The sequence below is a fragment of the Nocardioides ungokensis genome (assembly GCF_013466985.1).
Classification (GTDB): Bacteria; Actinomycetota; Actinomycetes; order Propionibacteriales; family Nocardioidaceae; genus Nocardioides; species Nocardioides ungokensis.
In genome coordinates, this window is record NZ_CP059164.1 from 213,266 (window position 1) to 237,585 (window position 24,320).

Here is a 24,320-nt window from a genome sequence, read left to right on the forward strand (position 1 = left end):
CTCGAGCTCGTCGGCCCGCGGCGTCGGCGAGTTGACCCCGGCGCGGGCTCAAGCCGGCCATCGGCTCGACCGATTCTCATGAGGGACTGCTCCCCGCCACGGGCCTTCGTACGGGCCAACGGCTTGCAGCACGTGCGAAGCGACTCCCCACCATCGCTCGCCAAGCCAATTCCAACCTGCCTCCAGAGATTGACACCGATGCCGCCCGCTCGCCGCCTGCCCGCCATCCGCTTGACCAGCCTGGTCGCGGCCGCGCTTGCTGCCGTGCTGACCCTGACCCTCCCGCCGGCCGCGCACGCCCAGGGTGGCGCCCTGCGGGGACCCGACGTCTCCAGCCACCAGCACCCGCACGGACACAGCATCGACTGGGGACGGGTCAAGAGCGGCGGCAGCGACTTCGCGTTCGTCAAGGCCACCGAGGGACGCACCTACACCAACCCCTACTTCGCCCGCGACTATGCCTCCCTTGCCGCCCACGACATCGTCCGCGGCGCCTACCACTTCGCCCGCCCGGGAGGCGGCGGCACCAACGCCCGGGCGCAGGCGCGCTACTTCGTACGCACCGCCGGATCCCTGACCGGCGCCGGCGAGCTGCCTCCGGTCCTCGACCTCGAGACGACCGGTGGTCTGCGCCCGACCGCCCTGATCAGCTGGACCCGCGCCTACCTCCGCGAGGTGCAGCTGCTCACCGGTCGCAAGCCGATCGTGTACACCTACCCGTCGTTCTGGCGCACCGCGATGGCAGACACGCACGCGTTCACCAGCTACCCGCTGTGGATCGCCACCTACACCGGCCCCGCCCAGCTCATCGGCGGCTGGCACCGGTACCTGTTCTGGCAACACACCGATCACGCGTCAATCGCGGGCATCCCCACCGCCGTCGACGGCAACGTCTTCGCGGGCACCCGCGCGCAGCTGCTCCGGCTGGCCCACACCGTGACCGCGCCCGCGGCTCCGACTCGCCTGGCCGCGCGGCCCGAGACCGCCGGCTCGCCGAAGGTGGACGTGACCTGGCGGGCCGCCGCGGCCGGCGGCCGGCCCGACACCTACCGGGTCCGCATCGACGGGCGCCAGGCCGCCACCGTCAACGCCGGCAGCAGCGATGGCACCGTGGCGTGGTCGACACGGCTGGCGCCCGGCACCCACACCATCACCGTCGCCGCCCACAACACGGCCGGCCTGAGCGCGCCGGCCCAGACCACGGTCAAGGTCGTCGTCCGTCCCGGGCCGCCAACCGACCTGCAGGTCGCCACCGCCGGGCTGCGGCTCACCGCCGCATGGGCCCCGCCCGCCCAGGACGCCGGCGAGCTGACCGGCTACCGGGTCCGCCTCGACGACAAGGCCCCCGTCACGCTCCGGGCGACCGCGACCAGCTACTCCGCCAAGGGGCTGGCCACCGGACCCCACACCCTGCAGGTCGTCGCCTACAACACCGTCGGTGAGAGCCGCGCGAGCACCAGGTCAGCAACCGTCGTCATCAAGCCAGGAGCACCGACCCACCTGTCCCTCAGCGTCGCCGGCACCACAGTGACCAGCCGCTGGGATCCGCCGTCCTCGGCGGGTGGCGAGCTGCTCGGCTACCACGTACGCATCGACGACGCCGCCCCCGTGACGGTGCCCGCCGGCACCCCCAGTACGCCGCCACCGGGCTGGCTGCCGGGCCGCACACCGTGACCGTCACCGCCTACAACCGGGTCGGGGACAGCGCCTCGGCCTCGGCCGCGGCCACCGTCATCGTGAAGCCGACCCCGCCGCTGGGCCTGCGGACCGCGCTCGTCTCGGGGTCCCTGACCGTCGCGTGGGACCCGCCGGCCGACCTGGGCGGCGAGCTGACCGGCTACCTGGTCGGCATCGACGACGCGCCGGCGGTGCAGGTGCCCGCCACCAGCACCACCCGCACCTTCGACGGGCTGGCGCCCGGCGCGCACCGGGTCACGGTCTCGGCCTACAACAGCGCCGGCACCTCCTCGGCGGTCGCCACCACCGTCGTGGTCGTGACCACCCCCGGTGCACCGACCCATGTGCACGCCACCGCCAGCCACGGGTCGGCAACCCTGACGTGGAGTCCACCGGCTGAAACGGCGGCCAGCTGTCCGGGTACCTGGTCTGGGTCGACGGCGGCGACGCAGTCCTGGTCCCCGACTCGATGACGACCTACACCGCCGCGGGACTGCGCGCCGGCTCGCACGTGCTCGAGGTCGCCGCCTACAACGCCGCCGGCAGCAGCCACCCCGTCGCTGAGCGCGTGAACGTCGTCCTCCCCGCGACGCCACCGACCGAGCTGCACGCGACCGCGCAGCCGACCAGGGACTCATCCGAACCGGGCAGCGTCACCGTCACCTGGCACGCCCCCTCGACCCGGGTGGCGCACTCGACGGGTACCGACTGCGCATCGACGGACACGCGGCTGCGTCCCTCGCGCCGACCGCGACGACGTACACGACCACCGCCCTGAAGCCGGGCGCGCACACCATCAGCGTCGCCGCGCACAACGCAGCCGGCAGCGGCGCCCCGGCCACGGTCAAGGTCCGCGTCCCGGTGACGCCGACGCTGACACTGGCTGCGGACGTCGACCATGTAGACGTCGGGGACCGGGTCACCATCCACGGCACTCTCACCAACACCGGCACCGGCACCGGCACCGGGACCCGGGTGTGCCGCCAGCAACTCGTCGGCACCCGCTGGCACGCCGAGCGCTGCACCAAGACCAACGCCGGACGGTTCTCGTTCGTCCTGAGGCCAGGCGCCCGCGGAGTCCTACGCACCCGGGTCGTGGTCGCCGCCACCACCAGCCACTACGCGGCCGCGTCGCCGACTGTCCGCATCAGGGTCCGGTAGCCGTCCGGCAGACCGGGGTCCGATCACACGGCACACGGGTGCGGCATTCCGCCGCATCGGTGCGGCGGTACATGGCGCCACCCGGATCAAGACGCTCACGGGTTCGTGCCCTGGGCCGGGGTTCCTGATTGACTACGAGATGCTGGCTGCCGCTTCGTACCGGTTAACGGTCTCCTCAGTGAGTCGAACCAAGTCGTCGATGGTCGAGTGCGCCAATCCGATGGTGGCTGAGAGGGACGCCACCAAACTGGGGCCGGTGCGCACCATGATCACGTTGACGGCGACAGCGAACCCCGCGGACTTGGCGGTCACCCTCGCCGCAACCGTGTCGTCGCCGATACGGACTGCCGACATCGGCCTGACGGTGTAGGTGTCGCCGCCGGAGGTGTACTTGTTGCACTTGTCGATTGCATCGCCGAACGCCCTGATCTGCTCGGCGGCGACCTCAGGTGAATCGAACTGGCTGATACCGACGGTGAACTGTTGTGCCGATAATCCTTGCTGAGCGACATAGCCAACGCTTGCCTCCGCGTTGCGCTGATCGAAATGCTCGACGTCCGCGCCACATAGAAAGCTCTTGTGTTCGGAGTCGTCTTCGGCCTTCGACGGGGAGAAGATCGCCGGCATGTCACCCAAGGTTGGAAGCGTGTCTTCCAACTCAGCCTCCGTCAGCTGCTGCGCCTCGGGCACTGAGACCTCCGGCCCGGGCGAGTCGACAGTTGTTGTCTGTCCGGCTGGGGCATTCGAAGAGTTGTCGTTGTTTCCGCTACTGCACGCGAACAAAGCAGGCAGAGCAAGCGCGAGAACGGCGGTGCGAAACATCGTTGCAAGGTATCGCGCCCCGGCTCTGGAGTGGTCGTGCCGTTCTGATCGATTGCTTCTGCCGTGCGGATCCGGCGCGACTTCGACTTTGTCTCCGCCGGCATCGCTGGCCGCACCGAGCACGCGCGCTCTTGGACGTCCCGCCGCTTGACGGCAAGGCGCCCGCCTCCAAGGGGGTGCGACGCACGCTCCTTCGATGCGCGTCACTCCTCCGCGACAATGGTGTCTCTCAGCCATTGAGATCGATTCCGACACCGATGACTGCCCGTCCACAAGGGACCGCCGACATCGGTGCTGGCCGAACACTCTTCAGTCAGGCCGCGTCAACCCGGTACGACGATCCGGAACTGCCGGCGGTCCAGGCGTTCGGGAGGGCTGCGGCGAGGGCGTGCTGCGCGCGCCAGCCCGTGCAGTGCCCGGGTACGACCAGGCTTGGCGCCATTGCCGTCAGCGCTTCGACGGTCGGTCCGATCACGGGCTCAAACGCGGGGCCGCTGAGATGGAGGCCTCCGACCAGCGCCGCCACAGCAGAGATTCCGGTGAGCCGCTGCGCATGTCGCACGATGTTGATGGCTCCGGCATGGCCGCAGCCGGTGAGGACCACCAGCCCACGACCGCGCACGTGGACTATCAGTGCCTGGTCGTCCACCACGTCGGGATCGTGTCGCCACCCGCTTCCCGTCCATGCCTCGTGCGCCGCCGGCATCCCTCGCTCGAACTCCGTGGTCCGGTCAACCTCACCAGTGACCAAGACACAGTCGTCAACCAACAGCGACGGCTGACGCCTCTCCACGAGCGCAAAGCCTTCGGCCTCCAGCGCTCGCCGGCTGAGCGTCGGCATCTCCAGGGGGTCCGCACCAGGAACGGTCAATCGGCGACGGGTCCACGCCATCGGGTGCACCACCATGGGCAATGACCGGCCTCCGCACCTCCCTGCCAGCCCCGCGAGCCCTCCGACGTGGTCGAAGTGACCGTGACTGAGGACCACTCCCTGAACCCCGAGCAGGTCGACCCCCAGACGGTCGGCATTGACCATCATCGCGTCGGGCGAAAGGCCGGCGTCGAACAGCAGGGACGTTGTGGTCACGTCACGCCGCACGGTCACCAGCGCCGAAAAACCGTGCTCGGCCCGAAGACCCACCGCCGTCTCGCCCCCCTCGAACTGCGGTGCCTCGGCGAGGCCCACACCGAAGGACACGCGGGTGGTCCGCTCATCGCCCTGCAACAGCGCGTCGTACACGTTGTCGACCAAGGTGGTCACGATCACCTCGTCGACGGGTTCCAACCCGATCGGGTCGATCGCATCACCCAGAGCCGGTCGGGGCGCAACGAGTGCCGCATCCATTCCTGTCCCGCTGGCTCCCTCACACATGCGCGAACCTTCTCTCCCAGCTCGGCAAAGGCCCATCCGAATCCGGTCAGTCACAACTCTCGCACCACCGGCAAGGCCCGGACGCGACACCGAAGAGATCCCGCGCGCTGACGGTCTCGTCGTTCACCGCGGTTGCGATGAACTCGGTGCCGCTGCACCTGGCCGGCATGGCCAGCGCCACCACCAACATGCTGCGCGACCTCGGCTTCGCGCTCGGCCCGGTGCTGGTCGGTGCGGTCGCGCTGAGCCGCGCCGGCGACGAGTTCATGAAGGCGCTGCCGGGCGCCGGCCTGCCGCCCCAGGAGACGGGCCCAGCCATGGGCATCGGCCAGCAGGCCGGCCCGATCGCGGTCAACAGCCTGCCGCCCGGCGCACCCGGCTCGGGCGCGCACGCGGTCGCCGTGGACGCCCTCGGCAGCGGCTTCACCCTCGCCCTGGCGGTGTGCGGCGTTGCCGCCCTCGCCGCCGCGGCCGTCACCGCCGTCGGCATGTTCCGGGTCCGGGCGGCCGAGCCGACGACCGAGGCGCTGGTCGACCCGCTGCACCCCGATCTCGACGAGCCCCCCGCCGTCGAGCTCGCCTGAACTGGGCCGGCTGCCGGCGGAACCCTCTGTGCCGCCGGTAGCCGACTCGCGCGATCACCTGAAGACTCACTCCATGACCACGCTGCTCTTCGACGAGGACCGATCGGCCGAGATCGTGGCCGCCAGCTTCGCGGGTACGCCGGACCCGCGGCTGCGCGAGGTGATGACCTCGCTGGTGACCCACCTGCACGCCTTCGTCAAGGACGTGCGGCTCACGCCCGGGGAGTGGGAGGCCGGCATCCGGTTCCTCACCGAGACCGGGCAGATGTGCGACGAGACGCGACAGGAGTTCATCCTGCTCTCCGACACCCTCGGGGTGTCGATGCTGGTCGAGTCGCTCGCCAACAGCGCGGTGTCGACCCAGGGCGACCGGCTGACCGAGGCCACCGTCGAGGGACCGTTCCACGTCGTCGCGTCGCCTTCTCGGGAGCTGGGCGCCGACCTCAACGTCGCGGGGGAGCCGGGCGAGCCGTGCGTGGTCACGGGTCGGGTGGTGGACGCCTCAGGAGTCCCCGTCCCGGGCGCGAAGGTCGACGTCTGGCAGGCGAACGCCGCCGGCTTCTACGACGTGCAGCAACCCGACGAGATGGGTCTGGGCGACCTGCGGGGCCTGTTCACCACCGACGCCGACGGCTCCTACTGGTTCCGCACGATCGTGCCCGCGCACTACCCGATCCCGGCGGACGGCCCGGTCGGCCGGATGCTGCGCCAGACCGGGCGGCACGAGTGGCGCCCGGCCCACATCCACGTCGAGGTCTCCGCGCCGGGGCTGCGCAGGGTGACCACCCACGTCTTCGTCGCGGGCAGCCCCTACCTGGAGTCCGACACCGTCTTCGGGGTCAAGGAGTCGCTGATCCGTGACTTCGTCGAGGTCGACGACGAGGCCGAGGCCGCGGCGTACGGCGTGGCGAACCCGTTTCGCACCGTGGAGTTCGTGGTCGCCCTGGACGCGGAGACGACGCCGTGATCGTCCACGAGACCACGGCCTCCCGCGTTCTGCTCGGCCCGGGATCGCGGCACGCGGTGCCCGACGAGGTCGACCGGACCGGCGCCTCCCGGGTGCTGCTGGTGTCCACCGGCTCGGCGGCGGCCGCGGCCGCCGACCTCGCAGAGGCGCTGGACGGCCGGCTCGCGGGCCGCTTCGACCGGCCCGTGGTGCACACGCCGTTGTCGGTCACCGACGAGGCGATGTCGGTCGTCACGTCCTCGGTGGCCGACGTGGTGGTCGCGATCGGCGGCGGCTCGGCGGTCGGGCTGTCCAAGGCGATCGCGGCCCGCACCGGGATGCCGCAGGTCGTGGTGCCGACGACGTACGCCGGCTCGGAGGTGACGCCGGTGCTCGGCGAGACTGCCGACGGGGTGAAGACCACCCGGCGCGACCCCGCCCTGACGCCCGGCACGGTGGTCTACGACCCCGAGCTCACGCTGTCGATGCCGGAGGGGCTGACCCTGACCAGCGCGCTCAACGCGCTGGCGCACGCGGTCGAGGCGCTGTGGGCGCCGGACCCGACGCCGGTCAGCGACGCGCTGGCGACCGAGGCGGCCACGGGGATCGTCGGGTCGCTGCCGGTGGTGCTGGGCGCACCGGCCGACGTCGCCGGTCGGTCGCGGCTCCAGGGCGCGGCCTGGCTGGCCGGGCTCTGCCTCGCGCAGACCCGGATGGGCCTGCACCACCAGCTCGCCCACGCGCTCGGCGGGACCTTCGACCTGCCGCACGCCGAGCTGCACGCGATGCTGCTGCCGCACGTGATGGCCTTCGACCTGCCATCCGCGCCGGCCGCCTCGGCGCGGCTGGCGCGGGCGGTCGGTGGCGACCCCGTCGCGGTGGTCGCGGGCCTCGCGGCGTCGTACGACGGGCCGCGGACGTTGCGCGAGCTCGGCGTGCCGCGCGAGGGGCTGGCCGTGGTCGCGGAACGGGTCGTTGACGCGCCGTACCCGAACCCTCGACCGCTCGTCCTCGACGAGGTGCTGGCGCTGCTCGAGGCGGCCTGGGGCTGACGATCGGCCCGGCGCCATCCCGGAACCGGCTCACTAGCATGGTGCGGTGGACGTCGACGTGCGGCTCCTCGACGGGTTCTCCGTCCGGCTGGACGGGGTGCCGGTCGAGGATGCGGCCTGGCACCGGCGCAAGTCCGCCGAGCTGGTCCAGCTCCTGGCGCTCACCCCGGGTGCGCGGCTGCACCGCGAGCGCGTCGTCGACGCGCTGTGGCCGGACCTCCCGCTCGACCAGGCACTGCCACGGCTGCACAAGGCGGCTCACTTCGCCCGCAGGGCGCTCAGCCCTGCCGAGGGGATCCTCGAGCTGCGCCAGGACGTCGTCGCCCTGGCCGGCGGGCACACGCTCCGGGTCGACGCGGTCGAGTTCGAGGCCGCCGCGCGCCGGGCGCTCGACCAGGTGCCGCCCGACCCACGCGGCTGCGCGCACCTGGTCGGGGACCCGCCGCCCGTCCTGCTTCCCGACGCCCTGGAGGACTGGATCGACGCACACCGCGAGCACCACAAGGCGCTGGTGGCCGAGCTGCTGGCCGCGGCGGGGCAGTGGGAGGCGCTGCTGAGGCTCGACCCGGTGAACGAGGCCGCGCACCTGGGGCTGCTGCGCTCCGCCCTGCGCCGTGGCGACCGCACCGCCGGGTTGCGGGCGTTCGACGCCATGGAGCGGGTGCTCGACGAGGAGCTGCAGGTCGCACCCGGGCCCGGTGCGCTCGCCCTGCGCGATGCCCTGGTGGCGCTGGACACGAGTGGGCCGCCGGACCTCCCGAGAGCCGGGAACGCGCTGCTCGAGCGCAGCGGTGAGCTGGAGTCCCTGCACGCCTGCGTGTCGGCGGCCCAGGCGGGTCGCGGGAGCCTGGTGCTGGTCTCCGGTGATGCCGGCGTGGGCAAGTCCGCGCTGGCCCGGGCCTTCATCGACGGGCTCGCCGGCGACGTGACCGTGCACGTCGGCAGCTGCGACGACCTGGTGGCGCCGCGCAGCCTCGGGCCCTTCCAGGACATGGCCGCCGAGCCGGCCGCGCGCGACTCGGACGTGCGCGGCATCCTCGAGGCCGGGACCATGCCGGAGGTGCTGCCGGCCCTCCTGGCCTTCCTCGGGCGCGGACCGACCGTCGCTGTGGTCGAGGACCTGCACTGGGCGGACGACGCCACGCTCGACGCGATGAGGTACCTGGCGCGCCGGCTCGCGACCCTCCCCGTCGTCCTGGTCACCACCTTCCGCAGCAGCGGTCTCGCCGACGACCACCCGTTGACGGGGCTCCTCGGCAGCCTGCTCGGGGAGAACGTCGTCCGGCTGCCGCTGGAGTCCCTCTCGGTGACTGCGGTCCGTGACCTCGGCGGCTTCGACGACGACGAGGCCGCCGAGGTGCACCGGATCACCGGCGGGAACCCGTTCTTCGTCACCGAGGTGGTGGCGGCCGGGGACGACGCGGTCCCCACCACCGTGCGCGACGCGGTCCTGGGCAGGATCGCGGTCCTCCCACCCGAGGTGCGCGAGCTGCTGCGGAAGCTCAGCGTGGTCCCGGGCGGCGCCGAGCGGTGGCTCGCCGAGGCCCTCGCCACTGACAGCGAGCCGCTCGTCACGGCAGAGGCGTCGGGCGTCCTGCTCGGCGACGCCGACGGCCTGTCCTTCCGCCACGAGCTCGCCCGGCGGGCCGTGGAGTCCTCCCTCACCGGCACCGAACTACGGGCCGCTCACCGCGAGGTCCTGGACGTGCTGCTCGAGGTGCCGGGGGCGTCCCGGGCACGGCTGGTCCACCACGCCGCCCTCGGCGGGCGCTTCCGGGAGCTGGTCGAGATCGGACCGGAGGCGGCCGCCGAGGCGGCGCGTCAGGGGGCACACCGCCAGTGCGCCGAGATCCTCCGCCTGGTCCTGGAGAGCCCGCACACCCTGTCCGACCACGAGACGGCCAGGCTCTGGTGGGAGCGCAGCTACTCGTCGTACGTCGTGAACCGGTTCGACGCGGCGTTCACGTCTGCCGAGACCGCGGTGGCCCTGGCGGACCGGGTCGAGGACCGGCACGTGCTCATGGATGCGCTCCCGGTGCTCGCGCGGGCGGCGATGTTCGCACGCGGGCCGGAGGCGGCGCGCGCGGCGGCGCAGCGGGCCGTGGACGTGTCCCGGCGTGAGAAGGACCCGGCCCACCTCGCAGCCGCCCTCACCGAGCTGGCGCGCACCCACAGCAACCTGCCGTCCGTCTCGGTCGTCGCCCAGCCGTCGTCCGCCTCCGAGGAAGCGGCCATCGAGGCACTGGAGATCGCCCTCGACCTCGACCGACCCGAGCTGGTCGCGCGGTCCCTGTGCTACCGGGGCGAGGCGCGGATGTCGCGAGGTGACCTCAGCGGCTTCGAGGACCTGGAACGAGCCGTGGAGCTGGCGGTGAGCGACCCCCGGCTCGAGACGCGGGTGCGCTGCCTCGTCAATGCCGCCGGATCCGCCTTCCGCGCCGGCCACCTCGCGGACGTCGAGCGGCTGGTCGCGACGGGGCTGCCCCTGGCCGAGGAGTGCGAGTTCTACGCGGGCCAGTACCGGCTGCGGCTGACCCGGGCCGCCGCCCGGGCGTCGAGCGGCGCGTGGGACGCCGCCGTGGACGAGCTCGAGGACCTGCTCCGGTCACCGGGCGATCCCGGCATCATGGCGCCCCTGGCGCGCAGCATCCTGGCCCGGCTGCTGGCCCGTCGCGGGCAGCCGCAGGCGGGTGCGGTCCTGGCGGAGGCCCGGGCGGACGAGCGCCGGACGCAGAGCGCCTTCGTCACCGGGGTCCTGGAGGTCGCCGCCACGGAGCTCGGGTGGCTCGACGGCTCGCTGGCCGAGGCCACACCGGCCGCGTCGGACGCCCTGCGCCGGGTCACGGCCGAGGGGTACGCCGTGGTCGCGGCCGAGCTGACGGCGTACCTCCGTCGGGCCGACGTACCGGTCGACGCACCTCCCGACCCTCCGGGCCCGTGGGCGCCGACGCTCGCGGGGCGCACCGCTGAGGCCGTGGCGGCGTGGGGGCGGCTCGGGGAGCGCTACGAGCGCGCCGTCGTCCAGGCCGGGTCGGCCGACCCCGCCCAGCGGGACGAGGGCCTCAAGACCCTCGTCGACCTGGGGGCGGTCGCCACCATCCCGGCGGTGGACTGACTACTCCGACTCCAGGGAACGCTTCAGGGAGCTGAGCGTCCGGGTCCGCTCCGCCTTCGCCAGCAGCGCCGCACCGGGCTTCATGAACCGCATCCACCCGTAGAGCTCTCCGACGGCCACGTGGTGGACGACGGTTGACCCGTCCTGCTCCTCGAGCTCGTACTCGGGACGCGCCTGCGTCATCTCGGTGCCGAACCAGCGCAGGGTCTCGCGGAACGCCAGGCGCGTCGGTGGTGCGAACTCGGTCACCTCGCCCGCGAAGGTGCCCATCCGGGTCGCGTCGACGTAGGTCGCCCCTTGCCGGACGGGACCGTCGGAGGTCAGCCCGCACCGTCGGAACAGACCCGTGCGGTGCATCCACCGCCCGTAGCCCGGCACGTCGGCCAGACGCTCGAAGACCACGCCGATCGGTCGCCGGACCACGATGCGCGACTCGAACCGGACAGTGCTGGCCGCGGCCATGTCCTCACCCGCCTTCCCCGCCTGCCAACGACAGTACGCGCGGCCGCAGAGGGGGTCTTCCCCTCGCGCCGCTTCGGAGGTATCACGGAGGGACAGGTGCTCTTCACGGACGACGGCCAGGAGGGGTGGATCGATGGCGACGTACTCCCTCGGGCACGAGGACGCCGAGCTCGCTCGGCTGGAGGCGCAGGCCGACTTCCTCCGGGAGCCGACCCGGGTGCTGCTGGAGGCCTCGGGTCTCGGCCCGCGGATGCGGGTGCTCGACCTCGGCACCGGCCTCGGGCACGTGGCGGCCGCGGTCGCGGACCTCGTCGGCCCGGACGGCGAGGTGGTCGGCCTCGACATCGACCCGCGCACGCTCGAGGTGGCGCGGGCCCGGACCGAGCACCTGCCCCACGTGCGCTTCGTCCGGGCCGACGTGACTCGGTGGCGCGACGACGAGCCGTTCGACGCCGTGGTGGGGCGGCTGATCCTGTTCCACCTGCCGGACCCGGTCGGCGCGCTGCGCCACCACCTGGAGGCGGTCCGCCCCGGCGGCCGGGTGGTCATGCTCGACTACGACATCGGTGGCCTCCGGGCAGAGCCGGGCGATCCCCTCACCGACCGGATGGCCGCGCTCGTGATGGCGGCGTTCCGGGCCGCCGGCGCCGATCCGACCATCGGGTCGCGGCTGCAGGGCATCCTCGCCGACTCCGGCGTGGAGGACATCCGGGGCCTGGGGATCGCGCAGTACCTCGCGAGCGACGATCCCGTGGGCCCGGCCATGCTCAGCGGCGTGGTCCGGTCCCTGGCGCCGGTCATGGTCGCGCACGGCCTGGCCACCGAGGCCGACCTCGATCTCGACACGCTGGCTGCGCGGGCGGCGGACTCGCTGCAGTCGGCGGGCTCCGTCCTGGTCCCCCCGATCCTCGTGGGCGCCTGGGGCCGGCGCCCCTGACGGGTCGGGTCAGCCCACCCCGGGCACGATGCGCATGTCCCGCACGGCGCCGCCGTCGAGAGCGGCCAGCGCCTCCTGGTAGGCGGGAGACTCGTGCGCGGCGAGCGCGGCCTCGACCGACTCGAACTCGATGAGGACCGTCCGGGTGTTCTCGCCCGACTCGTAGGTCTGTGCGGGCAACCCGCGTGCCACGAACGTGCCCCCGGCCTCCCGCAGCGCGGGGCCGGCCAGCTCGGCGTACGCCGCGACCTTGGCCTCGTCGACGATCTCCTTGTAGACGCTGATCCAGTAGGCGGTCATGGCGTCATCCTGCAGGACGGCGTCGGCGGCCCCGCATAGGGTGCGGTCCGTGACGCTCCACCTCCACCGCGCGCCGCGCACCGACCTGCTCGCCGACGCCCTCGGCGACCTGCTCGCGCAGCCGCTGGAGGACCCGTTCGCCACCGAGCTGGTGCTGGTCCCGGCCCGGGGCGTGGAGCGGTGGCTCAGCCAGCGGCTCTCCCACCGCCTCGGCCGCGGCGACACCTTCGACGGCGTCTGCGCCGGCGTCGAGTTCCGATCGCCGCGATCCCTGGTCGCGGAGCTCACCGGCACGGTCCACGACGACCCCTGGGCGCCCGACGCGCTGGCCTGGCCGCTGCTCGAGGTCATCGACGAGAGCCTCGACGAGCCGTGGTGCCGGACCCTGGCCCGCCACCTCGGCCACTTCGACACCGGTGACGAGGCCGAGTTCCGTCGTGGCCGCCGCTACTCGGTGGCGCGCCGCATCGCCGGGCTCTTCGCGTCGTACGCCGTGCAGCGGCCGCAGCTGCTCGTCGACTGGCTCGAGGGGCGCGCGACCGACGGCTGTGGCGGCGACCTCGGCGACGACCTCGCCTGGCAACCGCCGCTGTGGCGGGCTCTGGCCGACCGGGTCGACGCGCCCCCGCCCCACGTCCGCCAGGCGGAGGCGGTGGCGCGGCTGCGGCAGGGGGTGCCCGACCTGCCGCCACGGCTCTCCCTCTTCGGCCACACCCGGATGCCGGTCACCGAGATCGAGCTCCTCGCCGCGCTCGCGGACGCCCACGACGTGCACGTGTGGCTGCCGCACCCCAGCGACGTGCTGTGGCGTGCCCTCGCCGACGAGTCCGGGCTCGTGCCGCGTCGTTCCGACCAGTCCCACCGGCGGGTCGACCACCCGCTGCTGGCCACCCTCGGCCGCGACGTCCGCGAGCTCCAGCGCAGCCTGGCGCCGACCGGCGCCGTCGACCACCACCACGAGGGGGAGCCCTCGCCCGACACGCTCCTGGGCTGGCTGCAGTCCGACCTGGCCGCCAACGCCGTACGCCCCTCCGGGCGGGAGCTGGCCGCCGACGACCGGTCGGTGCAGGTGCACAGCTGCCACGGCCCGGCGCGCCAGGTCGACGTCCTGCGCGAGGTGCTGCTCGGGCTGCTCACCGACGACCCGACCCTCGAGCCGCGCGACATCCTCGTGATGTGCCCCGACATCGAGACCTACGCGCCGCTGATCACCGCGGGGTTCGGCCTCGGCGACGTCCTCGAGGGCGGGCACCCGGCCCACCGGCTCCGGGTCCGGCTGGCCGACCGTGCGCTCACCCAGACCAACCCGCTGCTCGGCGTCGCGGCGCAGCTGCTCGACCTCGCGGGGAGCCGGGCCACGGCCAGCGCCGTCCTCGACCTCGCGCAGGCCGCGCCCGTGCGACGCCGCTTCGGCTTCACCGACGACGACCTCGACACGGTGACCGCCTGGGTGCGCGAGTCCGGGGTCCGGTGGGGCTTCGACAAGGAGCACCGGGCGCCGTTCGGCCTCGAGCAGTTCCTGCAGAACACCTGGCAGTTCGGCGTGGACCGCGTGCTCGCCGGGGTGGCCCTCTCCGAGGACTCCCACGCCTGGCTGGGCACGACGCTGCCGCTCGACGACGTCGGCAGCAACCGCGTCGAGCTGGTCGGGCGGCTCACGGAGTTCGTGGACCGGCTCACCACCGCCACCGACGACCTCACCGGCACCCGCCGGCTCGCCGACTGGCTCGTCGCGATCGGCCAGGGCGTTGCCGCGCTCACCCGGGTGGATCCGGCCGACCAGTGGCAGGCCGGCGAGGTGCAGCGCGAGCTCGCGTCGGTGCTCGCCGAGGCCACCGCGCGTGAGGACACCCCGATGCGGCTGACCGACGTCCGGGCGCTGCTCGGCGGGCACCTCGCGGGCCGCCCGACGCGGGCCAACTTCCGCACCGGCACGCTCACGGTCTGCACGATGGTGCCGATGCGCTCGGTGCCGCACCGGGTGGTGTGCCTGCTGGGCCTCGACGACGGGGTCTTCCCCCGGCTCGGCCTGGTCGACGGCGACGACGCGCTGGCCCGCGAGCCGCTGACCGGTGAGCGTGACATCCGCTCCGAGGACCGACAGCTCCTGCTCGACGCGATCGGCGCGGCCACCGAGCACCTCGTGGTCACCTACACGGGCGCCAACGAGCACAGCGGCCAGAAGCGCCCGCCCGCGGTCCCCCTCGGGGAGCTGCTGGACGCCCTCGACCGGACCAGCGACGAGCGGGTCCGCGACCGCCTGGTGGTCGAGCATCCCCTCCAGCCCTTCGACGTCCGCAACGTCGCGCCCGGGGCGCTGGGGGTGCCGACGCCGTTCACCTTCGACCCGGCCATGCTCGTGGCAGCCGAGACCGTCGTGGGAGAGCGCCCGCCCGCCCCCGCCTTCCTGCCCGCGCCGCTGCCGCCGACCCCGCTCGAGGACGTCGCGCTGGCCGACCTGCTGACCTTCTTCCGCGACCCGGTGAAGGGCTTCTTCCGGGCCCTCGACCTCACCCTGCCCTGGGACGTCGAGGGCGTGTCCGACGCGATGCCGGTCGAGATCGACGCGCTCGAGACGTGGGGCGTGGGGGACCGGATGCTCGCCGACATGCTCCGCGGAATGCACCCCGACCAGGCCCTCGCCGCCGAGTGGCGCCGGGGCTCACTGCCGCCCGGCCAGCTCGGGTGGCGCAAGGCCGGCGAGGTCCGCGACCAGGCCATGAAGCTGGCCATCGCCGCGCTCACCCACCGACAGGTCGCACCCAGGGCCTACGACGTCGATGTCGAGCTCGGCGGCGGGCGGCGCCTGACCGGCACCGTGACCCCCGTGTACGCCGACCGCCTCGTCGCGGTCGGCTACTCCCGCCTCGACGGCAAGCACCTCCTCGAGTCGTGGATCCGGCTGCTGGCACTGGCCGCCGGCCGCCCCGACCACAACTGGACCGCGCTGACCATCGGGCGGGCGCCCCGCGGCACCGCCGCCGCCCAGCGCCTGCTGGGGCCGGCCATCGACGAGCCCCTGGGCCTGCTGCAGGACCTGGTGGCGATCTACGACGCCGGGCGCCGCGAGCCGCTGCCGCTGCCGCTGAAGACGTCGTTCGCGTGGGCCGGAGCCCGGCACCACCACGACGACCCGGTCGAGGCCGCGCGCAAGAAGTGGAAGAGCGGCAACTATCCCGCCGAGGACGCCGAGCCCGCCCACGAGCGCGTCTGGGGCCCCCGGCCCGCGCTCGAGAAGCTGCTCGGGCCGGTGCCTCCCGGCGAGGAGGTCGAGGGCGAGCAGACCCGGCTCGGCGCTCTCGCCGCGCGAGTGTGGCTGCCGCTGCTGCGGTGTGAGCGGACGGGGTCGTGATGGAGCCGTTCGACCTGCTCGGACCGCTGCCGGACGGCGCCTGCACCGTCGTGCTGGAGGCGAGCGCCGGGACCGGCAAGACGTTCACCCTCGCGGGCCTCGTCACCCGCTACGTCGCCGAGGGCGTGGCCACCCTCGACGAGATGCTGCTCATCACCTTCGGTCGGGCCGCCAGCCAGGAGCTGCGCGAGCGGGTCCGCGACCAGCTGGTCGACGCGGCCCGCGCGCTCGAGGACCCCTCGACCGTCGGCGACAATGAGCTGCTCGCCCACCTCGTGACCGGATCCCCCGACGAGCTCGCCGCCCGCCGCCACCACCTGCGCGTCGCCTCGCCGGCTTCGACGCGGCCACCATCGCGACGACCCACCAGTTCTGCCAGCTCGTGCTCCGCTCCCTCGGCGTCGCGGGCGACACCGACGCCGGGGTGACCCTGGTGGACAGCCTGGACGAGCTGGTCGGCGAGGTCGTCGACGACCTCTACCTGAGCCGCTTCGGGCAGCAGCGCGAGTCGCCGGCCCTGACCCGCGCGCAGGCGCTGGGGCTAGCCCGCGAGGTCGTGGGCAACCCCCAGACGGTGCTGACCCGCAGGAGCCGGCCGAGGGATCGACCGAGGCGGTCCGGGTCGAGTTCGCCCACGCGGTGCTCCGCGAGCTCGAGGCTCGCAAGCGGCGCCTGGGCATCCTCGGCTACGACGACCTGCTCAGCCGGCTGGCCACCGCCCTGGAGGCCGACGACGCCCCGGCCCGGGCCCGGATGCGCCGGCGCTGGCGGATCGTCCTGGTCGACGAGTTCCAGGACACCGACCCCGTCCAGTGGGACGTGATCGCGCGGGCGTTCGTCGGTCACGCCACCGTCGTACTGATCGGCGACCCCAAGCAGGCCATCTACGCCTTCCGGGGTGGCGACATCGTCACCTACCTCGAGGCGGCCCGCGCCGCGGACCGGCAGTGGACCCTCGGCACCAACTGGCGCAGCGACGCCCCGCTCGTGGAACGGCTCCAGGCCGTGCTGCGCGGAGCCGCGCTGGGCCACCCCGACATCGTCGTGCGCGAGGTCGAGGCGCGGCACCGCACGCACCGGCTCGAGGGCGCGCCCCACAACGACCCGTTCCGGCTCCGCGTGGTGACCCGGGAGAAGTTCGGGATGCGGGGCACCCGCACCGTCGCGATGGACGACGTGCGCGCCCACGTCGCCGCCGATCTGGCCGCCGACATCCGGCAGCTCCTCGCCAGCGACGCGACCTACGACGGCCGCCCGGTGCAGGCGGGCGACATCGCCGTCATCGTCGAGGCCCACCGCGACGCCCGGGTGTGCCGCGACGCGCTGGCCGCGGCCGGCGTGCCCGCCGTATACACCGGTGACACCGACGTCTTCGCCTCCCGCGCCGCCGCGGACTGGCTCTGCCTGCTGGAGGCCTTCGAGCAGCCGCACCGCAGCGGGCTGGTCCGGGCGGCAGCCGCCACGATGTTCTTCGGCGAGTCCGCCGCCACGCTGGCCGCCGGCGGCGACGCGCTGACCGACCGCGTCGCCGAGACGCTGCGCGAGTGGGCCGACCACGCCCGTGAGCGAGGCATCGCGGCCGTCCACGAGGCGGCGATGCTCGCGGGCCTGGCCCCGCGGGTGCTGGCCTGGCGCGGTGGCGAGCGGGACATGACCGACCTCGCGCACGTGGCGCAGATCCTCCACGAGCTCTCCCACCGCGAGCGGCTCGGGCTGCCGGCGCTGCTCGACTGGCTGCGCACCCAGTGCCAGGAGCAGCGGGGCGCCGCGGAGCGCAACCGACGCCTCGACAGCGATGCTGCCGCCGTCCAGGTGATGACCGTGTGGGTGAGCAAGGGGCTGCAGTACCCACTGGTCTACCTGCCGTTCGGCTTCAACCGCTACGTCCCGCCGCGGGAGATCGTGCTCTACCACCAGGAGGGCCGACGCTGCCTCGACATCGGGGGCAAGGGGCAGCCGGGCTTCTCCGCGATCGAGGCCCGCGGCCGGCAGGAGATGGCCGGTGACGACATCCGGCTCACCTACGTCGCCCTGACCCGGGCCCAGTCCCAGGTCGTGGCCTGGTGGGCGCCCTCGTGGGACGAGCCGAACGGCGGGCTGTCCCGGCTGCTGCGCGGACGTTCACCGGGGGCCGCGGCGGTGCCCGACCGCTGCGAGCCGAAGATCGCCGACCCCGACGCGCTCGGGCTGTTCCGGGCCTGGGAGGCCGCCGGCGGCCCGGTCGTCGAGGAGTCGCGGCTGGTCGAGCCCGGCGCGGTGCCGCCCCGGCCGGCCCCCTCGGGACTCGGCGTACGCCGGTTCGTCCGGACCATCGACACGTCGTGGCGCCGGACCTCCTACTCCGGCCTCATCCGCTCGGCGGAGGAGACACGGGGGGTCGGGAGCGAGCCCGAGGTCGAGACCCTGGACGACGAGTCCGGCGACCTGCCGCTGGCCGAGCCGGTGCCGACGGTCGGGGCCGACGTCCCCTCGCCGATGGCCGGGATGCCCGCGGGGGCGACGTTTGGATCGCTGGTCCACGGCGTCCTCGAGCACGCGGACCCGCTCGTCGACGACCTCGAGGCCGAGCTGGCGGCGCAGGTCCGCGAGCAGCTGGCCTGGTGGCCCGTCGACGCGGCGGCCGGCGACCTGGCGGCGGCGCTGGTGCCGCTCCACCACACCCCGCTGGGCCCGCTGGCGCCCGGGCTGACGCTGGGTCGGATCGGCCTGCCGGACCGGCTGCGCGAGCTCGACTTCGAGATCCCGCTCAGCGGCGGCGATCGCGAGCCCGGTCCCGACGTCCGGCTGGCCGATGTCGGGACGCTGCTGCGCAAGCACCTCGCCGCCGACGACCCGTTGGCGCCGTACGCCGACCGGCTGCTCGGTGCCGGCCTAGCCGACCAGTCGCTGCGCGGCTACCTCTCCGGCTCGATCGACGTGGTGCTGCGCGTCCCGGATGAGGACGGTCCCCGCTACCTCGTGGTCGACTACAAGACGAACCGGCTCGGCGACCCGGAGACCGACCTCACCGCGGCCGACTACACCCGCGAGCGGCTCACCGAGGCGATGCTGCACTCCGACTACCCGCTCCAGGCGCTGCTCTACGTCGTGGTCGTGCACCGCTACCTGCGCTGGCGCCAGCCCGGCTACGACCCGGCCACGCACCTCGGCGGCGTCCTCTACCTCTACGTGCGCGGGATGTGTGGCCCCGCGACGCCGATCGTCGACGGCCACCCGGCCGGGGTCTTCAGCTGGGTGCCGCCGGCCGCGCTGGTGGTCGCCCTGTCGGACCTGCTCGACGGACGGAGGGGCGCATGAGCCTGCTGCTCGAGACCGAGGATCCCCGCGACCACAGGCTGGCGCTCGGGGCCGAGGGCCTGCTGCGCGACTTCAACGAGGCGGGTGTCATCGAGGCGGCCGACGTGCACGTCGCACGCCGGGTGACCGAGCTGGCAGGTGAGGACGACCAGAGCGTCGCGCTCGCCGTGGCGCTCGCCGTGCGGGCGGTCCGGGGTGGCTCGGTCTGCGTGGACCTCACCACCGTCGCCGAGGACTCCGGGGTCACCGAGCTCCAGTGGCCGGGCACCGACGCCTGGCTCGCGGCGCTCGAGGCCAGTCCGCTGACCGGGACGCCCCCGGTGCTGCGGCTGCTCGACGACCGGCTGCTCTACCTCGACCGCTACTGGCGCGAGGAGGAGCAGGTGTGCGCCGACCTGCTCGCGCGCCCAGCCCCGGCCCCGCTGGACGCCGCGGACGGGCCGGCGCTCGAGACCGCGCTGGACCGGGTTTTCGCCGCGGCCGGCTACGACGAGCAGCGCGCGGCCGCGCGGATCGCTCTCGCCCAGGGCACCACCGTGCTCACCGGCGGCCCCGGCACCGGCAAGACCACGACCGTCGCCGCGCTGCTGGCGCTGCTGGCGGAGCAGGCCGTGAAGTCCGGGGGCGCTGTCCCGCGCATCGCCCTCGCCGCCCCGACGGGCAAGGCGGCGGCCCGGCTGCAGCAGGCCGTCGAGGAGGAGGTCGCGCGGCTGCCCGAGTCCGACCGGGCCCGTCTCGGCACGCTGACCGCGGTGACGCTGCACCGTCTCCTCGGTCCGCGCCCGGACACCGCGGCCCGCTTCCGCCACCACCGCGAGAACCGTCTTCCCCACGACGTCGTCGTCGTCGACGAGACCTCGATGGTCTCGCTCACGATGATGGCCCGGCTGCTCGAGGCCGTGCGGCCCGAGGCGCGACTGCTGCTCGTGGGCGATCCCGACCAGCTCGCCTCCGTCGAGGCCGGCGCGGTGCTCGCCGACCTCGTCGAGGGGCTCGGTGCCCGCGGTGACGGCCGGATCGCGGCGTTGCGCACCTCCCACCGCTTCGGGGAGTCGATCCGTCCGGCGGCTGGCCGAGGCGGTGCGCGCAGGCGACGCCGACGAGGCCGTCGCCTTGCTCGAGGCGGGCGGCGAGCACGTCTCCTTCGTCAGCGAGCCCGACCCCGGGCCCCGGATGCGCTCACTGCTCGTGCCGCGGGCGCTCGACCTGGTCCGCGCCGCCGAGCGCGGTGACGTCGAGTCCACGCTGGCCGCCCTCGACCGGCAGCGCCTGCTCTGTGCCCACCGGGAGGGGCCGCACGGCGTCCGCCACTGGAACCGGCAGGTCGAGCGCTGGCTGACCGAAGAGACGGGTGAGCCGATCTGGTCGACGTGGTACGCCGGCCGCCCGCTGCTCGTGACGGCCAACGACTACGGGCTCGGCGTCCACAACGGCGACACCGGCGTCGTCGTACGCCGCGGCGACGGCGTGCTGCGCGCGCACGTCGCCGGCAGCACGCGTCGCCTCGACCTGGCCACCAGCCGGCTCGGGCAGGCCGAGACCATGCATGCGATGACGATCCACAAGAGCCAGGGCAGCCAGGCGGACGAGGTGGTGGTGCTGCTGCCGCCTCCGGACTCCCGGCTGCTCACCCGCGAGCTCTTCTACACCGCGATCACCAGGGCCCGGGAGCGGGTCGTCGTGGTCGGTGGGCCGGACGACGTCAGGGCCGCGGTCACCCGCCGGGCCCTGCGGGCGTCGGGCCTGAGCCAGCGACTCGCCGCCTCTCACTGACCGGGCGACGAAACCGCGCGGCAACGTCGGGCCGCTAGGGTCAGGGAACCTGATGTCTGGAGTTGAGATGCCCTTCCTGCTGCGCGTGGAGCTGCCCGATGTGCCCGGTTCGCTGGGTCGGGTCGCGAGCGCGATCGGTATGGCCGGTGGCGACATCGAGGCCATCGAGATCGTCGAGAAGCGCCACGACGACGAGATCGCCGTCGACGACGTGCTCCTCGAGGTGTCCCCGGGCACGATGCCCGACTCCATCGTCTCGGCCTGCAACGCGCTGGACGGGGTGCAGGTCGTGTGGATCAGCCGGTACGCCGCCGGCGGCAACCTGTTCCTCGACCTCGAGGCCGTCGAGGAGCTGACCGCCGACCCGGCCGGCTCGCTCGACCGGCTCATCGACCTGCTGCCCGTCACGTTCCGCGCCGAGTGGGCGGCCCGGGTCAGCGACTCGGCCGGCGTCGTGCACGCGACCGACGCGGCGCCCACCGACCTGACGTTCACCTCGATCGGCAAGGCCGCCCGGCTGGACACCCCCGACGACAACGTGCACTGCGGTGCCCGGCTCAACAAGCACGAGATCGTGGTGATCGGCCGTCGCGGGGGACCGGAGTTCCTCGACTCCGAGGTCGCGCGGCTGGGTCACCTGGTCTCCCTGGCGATGTCGATCTCCCGCGCGGGCTGACCCTGACGTTTGCGACGGCGCCGGCGCGGACATGATTCCCGGAACGGGGAGCGGGGGATCTCACAGATCGCCGAACCAGGGAGCATGGCATGTCGCACGACCTCGACCGGACCTCGACCGACACCACCGTCGTCTCGCAGTCACCGCTCGCCAACCATGAGCGCAACGACGAGGACACGGACCACCACAGGTACGACGACATCTTCCCCGGCCGTGATCGCGAGGACGGCCGTGAGGACGATGTCGCCGCGGCGCCCGACGGCGAGGCGGTCGCCCGGGACAAGTTCGGCGGCATCAACTGGGGCGCGTCCTTCTTCGGCTGGCTGGTCGCCGTCGCGGTCGCGACCCTGCTGATCGTGGCCGCCGGCGCCGTCTCGGTCGCGCTGGGCACGGCCCCTGACCTGAGTCCGGTCACGGGTCGGGCCGGCCTGGTCACCACGGCCGTGCTCCTGGTGGTCGTGCTCCTCGGCTACTACACCGGCGGCTACGTCGCGGGCCGGATGTCCCGGTTCGACGGCGGCCGGCAGGGGTTCGCCGTCTGGCTCCTCGGCCTGCTGGTCACGGGTGCGCTGGTCGGCCTGGGCGTGTTCCTGAAGGGTCGTTACGACCTCGGCAGCCGGGTAGACCTGTCAGGCGTGCAGCTCTCGACGGGCCAGGTCGGCTGGCAGGTGCTTGTGGGGGCGGGCCTGATCGTGCTGGCCGCCACGCTGCTGGCGGCCGTGCTCGGCGGCTCCGTCGGCCGCCGCTACCACAGCCGCGTGGACCGCGTCGTACACGCCTGAGCGGGCCCGGCTCAGCAGCCGACGCCGGTGATGTCGCCGTCGCTGCGCGGGCCCGAGTCGGTGTGCAGGGCGTACGCCGAGCAGTAGTAGAAGCTGAGCAGCCGGTCGCGCCGCAGGTGCACCGGTGACCAGTGCCCGTTGCCGGTCGGCTCGAGGTAGCGGAACGACGTGCCGAGCAGGTCTGGGTCGCGGTGCTTGAGGTAGCGGTCCAGCCAGCGCTGCACGTAGACGCTGGTCAGGTCCTGGCCGTAGCGGCTGGCGGGGAGCACCAGCGGGATGTCGGTGTACTCCAGGTGCGTCGAGGCGCGCGGCACCACCAGCATCGAGTCGACCCCTGCCCGGCGCCAGGCGTCGAAGCCGGTCGCCCGCTCCCGCATCGGGTCCGGGCCCTCCGGTGAGGGCTGCGGCGTCAACGAGCTCCCGCCTGACATGAACCACGGCGTGACGCTGAACCCGTACTCCGACTGCACCGCGAGCGCCGGCACCGTCGGCCGGTTGCCGCTGCCGTCCAGCGGTCCTGTGGAGCCGGGTCCGGTCAGCTTGTCGAGGGCGACCACGGCCTCGACCCGGTCGTCGGTGCCCTGCACCTTCGAGACGGCCGCGGCCCCCATCGAGTGGCCGATGATCGCGATCCGGGTGGTGCGCCCCGGGGTCACCGTGCGCCGGTCGGGCGAGCGGTCGAAGAGCCGCCAGTAGGGGTTGTACGCCGACACGTCGGCGCCGTCCGCGGCCCGGTTGGGGTAGTGGTGCCGCGGGGTGGAGGTGAAGAAGCTCAGGGCGTTGCGGGTGCCGACCACGAAGTTCGACAGCTGCTGCGAGGGCACGCCGGGGCAGCCGGTGGTCTCGCCGTCGCCGGGCGCGGCGAACGGGTTGCAGAAGGGCAGCGCGTTCGTGTCCGCCGGTGAGTCCTGGTGCGGGAGCGTCTCGCTGGTGCCCTGCCCCTGCACGTCGTAGGTCAGCACCACGTAGCCGCGCTCCGCGAGGTCCTGCGCGAGCCACTCGTACATCCCCTCGGAGCCCTGCACCGAGCCCTCGGTGATCACGACGCCCGGGAACGGGCCGTGCAGCTCCCGCCCCGTGTAGGGATCCACGGCCCCGGGTCGCGGCCGGTAGACGTGGCCGCGCAGCAGCGCGCCGTACTGGTTGGTGAACGAGACCGCCGTCATCCGGCCGCGGCTGTGCTCCCAGCCCGCACGCAGCGGGTTGCCGACGTTCCAGCCGGGGAAGAGGTTGCCGGGCGTGAGCTCCGGCCGGGTCGGGGTCGCCACCTGGGTCAGCAGCTGGTCGACGCCCTTCTGCGTCGCGGCCTGCACGAGGGCGGGGAGGTACGCCGGGTTCTGCAGCTGCTCGTCGGTCACGCGGCCGTAGGCGGCGGCGATGTTCTGCGCGTCGCGGGTCGTGTACGCCGGGTCCCCGGGCTGCGGGTCAGCGACGGCGGGCGCAGCGGCGCCCATGGCCAGCGAGAAGAGCGACGAGGCGATCAGCAGGCGGCGAGTTCGCATGCCCTGCCCAACGAGGCAGGGCCGGGAAGGCGACGCCGCCGGGTCCGCGTCAGACGCGCTCGAGCACGAAGACCGGAATCTCCCGGTCGGTCTTCTGCTGGTACTCCGCGTACGCCGGCCACACCGCGACCGCGCGCTCCCACCAGGCCGCCCGCTCCTCGCCCTCGACGCGCCGGGCGACGTACTCGTGCGGCTCGGGCCCGTCCTGGAGCGCGACCCGTGGGTCGGCCACGAAGTTGTGGAACCACTCCGGGTGCTCGGGCGCGCCGCCCTTGGAGGCGACCGCTGCGTAGACCCCGTCGTGCTCGACCCGCATGACCGGGTTCTTGCGCAGCTTGCCGGACCTCGCACCGCGTGAGGTGATCACCACGATGGGCACGCCCTTCAGCGTGTTGGCCTCGGCGCCGCCGGACGCCTCGTACTTCTCGACCTGCTCGCGGACCCAGTCGCTCGGGCTGGGCTCATAGGTGCCTGTGAGAGCCATGTCGCCACAACACCACATGACCGACC

22 protein-coding genes are annotated in these 24,320 nt (G+C 73.6%); 16 read left to right on the top strand and 6 right to left on the bottom strand.

Annotated features, from left to right (window positions below; translation table 11 throughout):
* The first annotated feature begins 198 nt into the window (after positions 1–198).
* The 4 genes from H0S67_RS23015 to H0S67_RS01055 all read left to right on the top strand — a co-directional run bounded on the left by H0S67_RS23015 (position 199) and on the right by H0S67_RS01055 (position 2,838).
* Positions 199–1,674 carry a GH25 family lysozyme gene (locus H0S67_RS23015; protein WP_219635425.1) on the top strand — a complete coding sequence of 492 codons (1,476 nt, stop codon included), beginning with the start codon at positions 199–201 and terminating at the stop codon, positions 1,672–1,674.
* Entirely contained in the window at positions 1,671–2,150 is a 480-nt protein-coding gene (locus H0S67_RS01045) for a fibronectin type III domain-containing protein (protein ID WP_180935081.1), read from the top strand. Before H0S67_RS23015 ends, H0S67_RS01045 begins: the two co-directional genes overlap by 4 nt.
* Positions 2,147–2,455 carry a hypothetical protein gene (locus H0S67_RS01050; protein WP_180935082.1) on the top strand — a complete coding sequence of 103 codons (309 nt, stop codon included), beginning with the start codon at positions 2,147–2,149 and terminating at the stop codon, positions 2,453–2,455. Before H0S67_RS01045 ends, H0S67_RS01050 begins: the two co-directional genes overlap by 4 nt.
* A gap of 83 nt (positions 2,456–2,538) precedes the next feature.
* Positions 2,539–2,838, top strand: a complete 300-nt coding sequence (locus H0S67_RS01055; RefSeq protein WP_180935083.1) for a hypothetical protein — start codon at positions 2,539–2,541, stop codon at positions 2,836–2,838.
* 132 nt (positions 2,839–2,970) lie between these two features.
* On the opposite strand, the gene H0S67_RS01060 is transcribed toward H0S67_RS01055, so the two are convergent.
* Together H0S67_RS01060 and H0S67_RS01065 are read right to left on the bottom strand one after the other, a co-directional pair.
* Positions 2,971–3,660, bottom strand: coding sequence for a hypothetical protein (locus H0S67_RS01060; protein WP_180935084.1), 690 nt, complete (start codon positions 3,658–3,660; stop codon positions 2,971–2,973).
* Between the two features lie 313 nt (positions 3,661–3,973).
* Positions 3,974–5,005 carry an MBL fold metallo-hydrolase gene (locus H0S67_RS01065; RefSeq protein WP_219635426.1) on the bottom strand — a complete coding sequence of 344 codons (1,032 nt, stop codon included), beginning with the start codon at positions 5,003–5,005 and terminating at the stop codon, positions 3,974–3,976.
* Positions 5,006–5,169: 164 nt separating this feature from the next.
* Between H0S67_RS01065 and H0S67_RS01070 the strand changes: the two genes are divergently transcribed.
* The 4 genes from H0S67_RS01070 to H0S67_RS01085 all read left to right on the top strand — a co-directional run bounded on the left by H0S67_RS01070 (position 5,170) and on the right by H0S67_RS01085 (position 10,729).
* Positions 5,170–5,616, top strand: a complete 447-nt coding sequence (locus H0S67_RS01070; RefSeq protein ID WP_180935086.1) for a hypothetical protein — start codon at positions 5,170–5,172, stop codon at positions 5,614–5,616.
* Between the two features lie 73 nt (positions 5,617–5,689).
* Positions 5,690–6,583 carry a dioxygenase family protein gene (locus tag H0S67_RS01075; protein WP_180935087.1) on the top strand — a complete coding sequence of 298 codons (894 nt, stop codon included), beginning with the start codon at positions 5,690–5,692 and terminating at the stop codon, positions 6,581–6,583.
* The gene (locus H0S67_RS01080; RefSeq protein WP_180935088.1) at positions 6,580–7,614 is read left to right on the top strand and encodes a maleylacetate reductase; all 1,035 of its coding nucleotides are present in this window, start codon (positions 6,580–6,582) and stop codon (positions 7,612–7,614) included. The genes H0S67_RS01075 and H0S67_RS01080 overlap by 4 nt, the downstream gene beginning before the upstream one ends.
* 46 nt (positions 7,615–7,660) lie before the next feature.
* Positions 7,661–10,729 carry an ATP-binding protein gene (locus H0S67_RS01085; RefSeq protein ID WP_180935089.1) on the top strand — a complete coding sequence of 1,023 codons (3,069 nt, stop codon included), beginning with the start codon at positions 7,661–7,663 and terminating at the stop codon, positions 10,727–10,729.
* Here H0S67_RS01085 and H0S67_RS01090 read toward each other — a convergent pair whose 3' ends face one another.
* Positions 10,730–11,191, bottom strand: coding sequence for an SRPBCC family protein (locus H0S67_RS01090; protein ID WP_180935090.1), 462 nt, complete (start codon positions 11,189–11,191; stop codon positions 10,730–10,732).
* A gap of 133 nt (positions 11,192–11,324) precedes the next feature.
* On the opposite strand from H0S67_RS01090, the gene H0S67_RS01095 reads away from it, so the two are divergent.
* Positions 11,325–12,128: a methyltransferase domain-containing protein gene (locus tag H0S67_RS01095; RefSeq protein WP_180935091.1), complete on the top strand. Its 804-nt coding sequence runs from the start codon at positions 11,325–11,327 to the stop codon at positions 12,126–12,128.
* A 9-nt stretch (positions 12,129–12,137) separates the two neighbouring features.
* Here H0S67_RS01095 and H0S67_RS01100 read toward each other — a convergent pair whose 3' ends face one another.
* Positions 12,138–12,428 (bottom strand): DUF1330 domain-containing protein, encoded by a 291-nt coding sequence (locus H0S67_RS01100; RefSeq protein ID WP_180935092.1) that lies wholly within the window; start codon positions 12,426–12,428, stop codon positions 12,138–12,140.
* A 49-nt stretch (positions 12,429–12,477) separates the two neighbouring features.
* Here H0S67_RS01100 and recC point away from each other — a divergent pair, with 49 nt between their 5' ends.
* The 7 genes from recC to H0S67_RS01125 all read left to right on the top strand — a co-directional run bounded on the left by recC (position 12,478) and on the right by H0S67_RS01125 (position 22,308).
* Positions 12,478–15,780 (top strand): exodeoxyribonuclease V subunit gamma, encoded by a 3,303-nt coding sequence (recC, locus tag H0S67_RS01105; protein ID WP_180935093.1) that lies wholly within the window; start codon positions 12,478–12,480, stop codon positions 15,778–15,780.
* Positions 15,780–16,208, top strand: a complete 429-nt coding sequence (locus H0S67_RS24145) for a UvrD-helicase domain-containing protein (protein ID WP_246355024.1) — start codon at positions 15,780–15,782, stop codon at positions 16,206–16,208. The genes recC and H0S67_RS24145 overlap by 1 nt, the downstream gene beginning before the upstream one ends.
* 211 nt (positions 16,209–16,419) lie before the next feature.
* Positions 16,420–19,077 carry an exodeoxyribonuclease V subunit beta gene (gene recB / locus H0S67_RS01110; protein ID WP_246355025.1) on the top strand — a complete coding sequence of 886 codons (2,658 nt, stop codon included), beginning with the start codon at positions 16,420–16,422 and terminating at the stop codon, positions 19,075–19,077.
* The gene (locus H0S67_RS01115) at positions 19,074–20,309 is read left to right on the top strand and encodes an AAA family ATPase (RefSeq protein ID WP_246355026.1); all 1,236 of its coding nucleotides are present in this window, start codon (positions 19,074–19,076) and stop codon (positions 20,307–20,309) included. The genes recB and H0S67_RS01115 overlap by 4 nt, the downstream gene beginning before the upstream one ends.
* Positions 20,251–20,850: an ATP-binding domain-containing protein gene (locus H0S67_RS24150; RefSeq protein ID WP_246355027.1), complete on the top strand. Its 600-nt coding sequence runs from the start codon at positions 20,251–20,253 to the stop codon at positions 20,848–20,850. The genes H0S67_RS01115 and H0S67_RS24150 overlap by 59 nt, the downstream gene beginning before the upstream one ends.
* A 52-nt stretch (positions 20,851–20,902) precedes the next feature.
* Positions 20,903–21,526, top strand: coding sequence for an ACT domain-containing protein (locus tag H0S67_RS01120; protein ID WP_246355028.1), 624 nt, complete (start codon positions 20,903–20,905; stop codon positions 21,524–21,526).
* An 89-nt stretch (positions 21,527–21,615) separates the two neighbouring features.
* Positions 21,616–22,308 (top strand): hypothetical protein, encoded by a 693-nt coding sequence (locus H0S67_RS01125; protein WP_180935094.1) that lies wholly within the window; start codon positions 21,616–21,618, stop codon positions 22,306–22,308.
* 11 nt (positions 22,309–22,319) lie between these two features.
* On the opposite strand, the gene H0S67_RS01130 is transcribed toward H0S67_RS01125, so the two are convergent.
* Both H0S67_RS01130 and H0S67_RS01135 read right to left on the bottom strand, forming a co-directional pair.
* Positions 22,320–23,810, bottom strand: coding sequence for an alpha/beta hydrolase family protein (locus H0S67_RS01130; RefSeq protein ID WP_246355029.1), 1,491 nt, complete (start codon positions 23,808–23,810; stop codon positions 22,320–22,322).
* A 49-nt stretch (positions 23,811–23,859) separates the two neighbouring features.
* Positions 23,860–24,294, bottom strand: coding sequence for a nitroreductase family deazaflavin-dependent oxidoreductase (locus tag H0S67_RS01135; RefSeq protein ID WP_180935095.1), 435 nt, complete (start codon positions 24,292–24,294; stop codon positions 23,860–23,862).
* Positions 24,295–24,320: the final 26 nt, after the last annotated feature.

Excerpts from the sequence above, each read along its gene's own strand:
- H0S67_RS23015 (WP_219635425.1), top strand. The coding sequence starts at position 199 with ATGCCGCCCGCTCGCCGCCTGCCCGCCATCCGCTTGACCAGCCTGGTC.
- H0S67_RS01050 (WP_180935082.1), top strand. The coding sequence starts at position 2,147 with ATGACGACCTACACCGCCGCGGGACTGCGCGCCGGCTCGCACGTGCTC.
- H0S67_RS01060 (WP_180935084.1), bottom strand. The coding sequence starts at position 3,660 with ATGTTTCGCACCGCCGTTCTCGCGCTTGCTCTGCCTGCTTTGTTCGCG.
- H0S67_RS01065 (WP_219635426.1), bottom strand. The coding sequence starts at position 5,005 with ATGGATGCGGCACTCGTTGCGCCCCGACCGGCTCTGGGTGATGCGATC.
- H0S67_RS01070 (WP_180935086.1), top strand. The coding sequence starts at position 5,170 with ATGAACTCGGTGCCGCTGCACCTGGCCGGCATGGCCAGCGCCACCACC.
- H0S67_RS01075 (WP_180935087.1), top strand. The coding sequence starts at position 5,690 with ATGACCACGCTGCTCTTCGACGAGGACCGATCGGCCGAGATCGTGGCC.
- H0S67_RS01090 (WP_180935090.1), bottom strand. The coding sequence starts at position 11,191 with ATGGCCGCGGCCAGCACTGTCCGGTTCGAGTCGCGCATCGTGGTCCGG.
- H0S67_RS01095 (WP_180935091.1), top strand. The coding sequence starts at position 11,325 with ATGGCGACGTACTCCCTCGGGCACGAGGACGCCGAGCTCGCTCGGCTG.
- H0S67_RS01100 (WP_180935092.1), bottom strand. The coding sequence starts at position 12,428 with ATGACCGCCTACTGGATCAGCGTCTACAAGGAGATCGTCGACGAGGCC.
- H0S67_RS24145 (WP_246355024.1), top strand. The coding sequence starts at position 15,780 with ATGGAGCCGTTCGACCTGCTCGGACCGCTGCCGGACGGCGCCTGCACC.
- H0S67_RS01115 (WP_246355026.1), top strand. The coding sequence starts at position 19,074 with ATGAGCCTGCTGCTCGAGACCGAGGATCCCCGCGACCACAGGCTGGCG.
- H0S67_RS24150 (WP_246355027.1), top strand. The coding sequence starts at position 20,251 with ATGCGCTCACTGCTCGTGCCGCGGGCGCTCGACCTGGTCCGCGCCGCC.
- H0S67_RS01120 (WP_246355028.1), top strand. The coding sequence starts at position 20,903 with ATGTCTGGAGTTGAGATGCCCTTCCTGCTGCGCGTGGAGCTGCCCGAT.
- H0S67_RS01125 (WP_180935094.1), top strand. The coding sequence starts at position 21,616 with ATGTCGCACGACCTCGACCGGACCTCGACCGACACCACCGTCGTCTCG.
- H0S67_RS01130 (WP_246355029.1), bottom strand. The coding sequence starts at position 23,810 with ATGCGAACTCGCCGCCTGCTGATCGCCTCGTCGCTCTTCTCGCTGGCC.
- H0S67_RS01135 (WP_180935095.1), bottom strand. The coding sequence starts at position 24,294 with ATGGCTCTCACAGGCACCTATGAGCCCAGCCCGAGCGACTGGGTCCGC.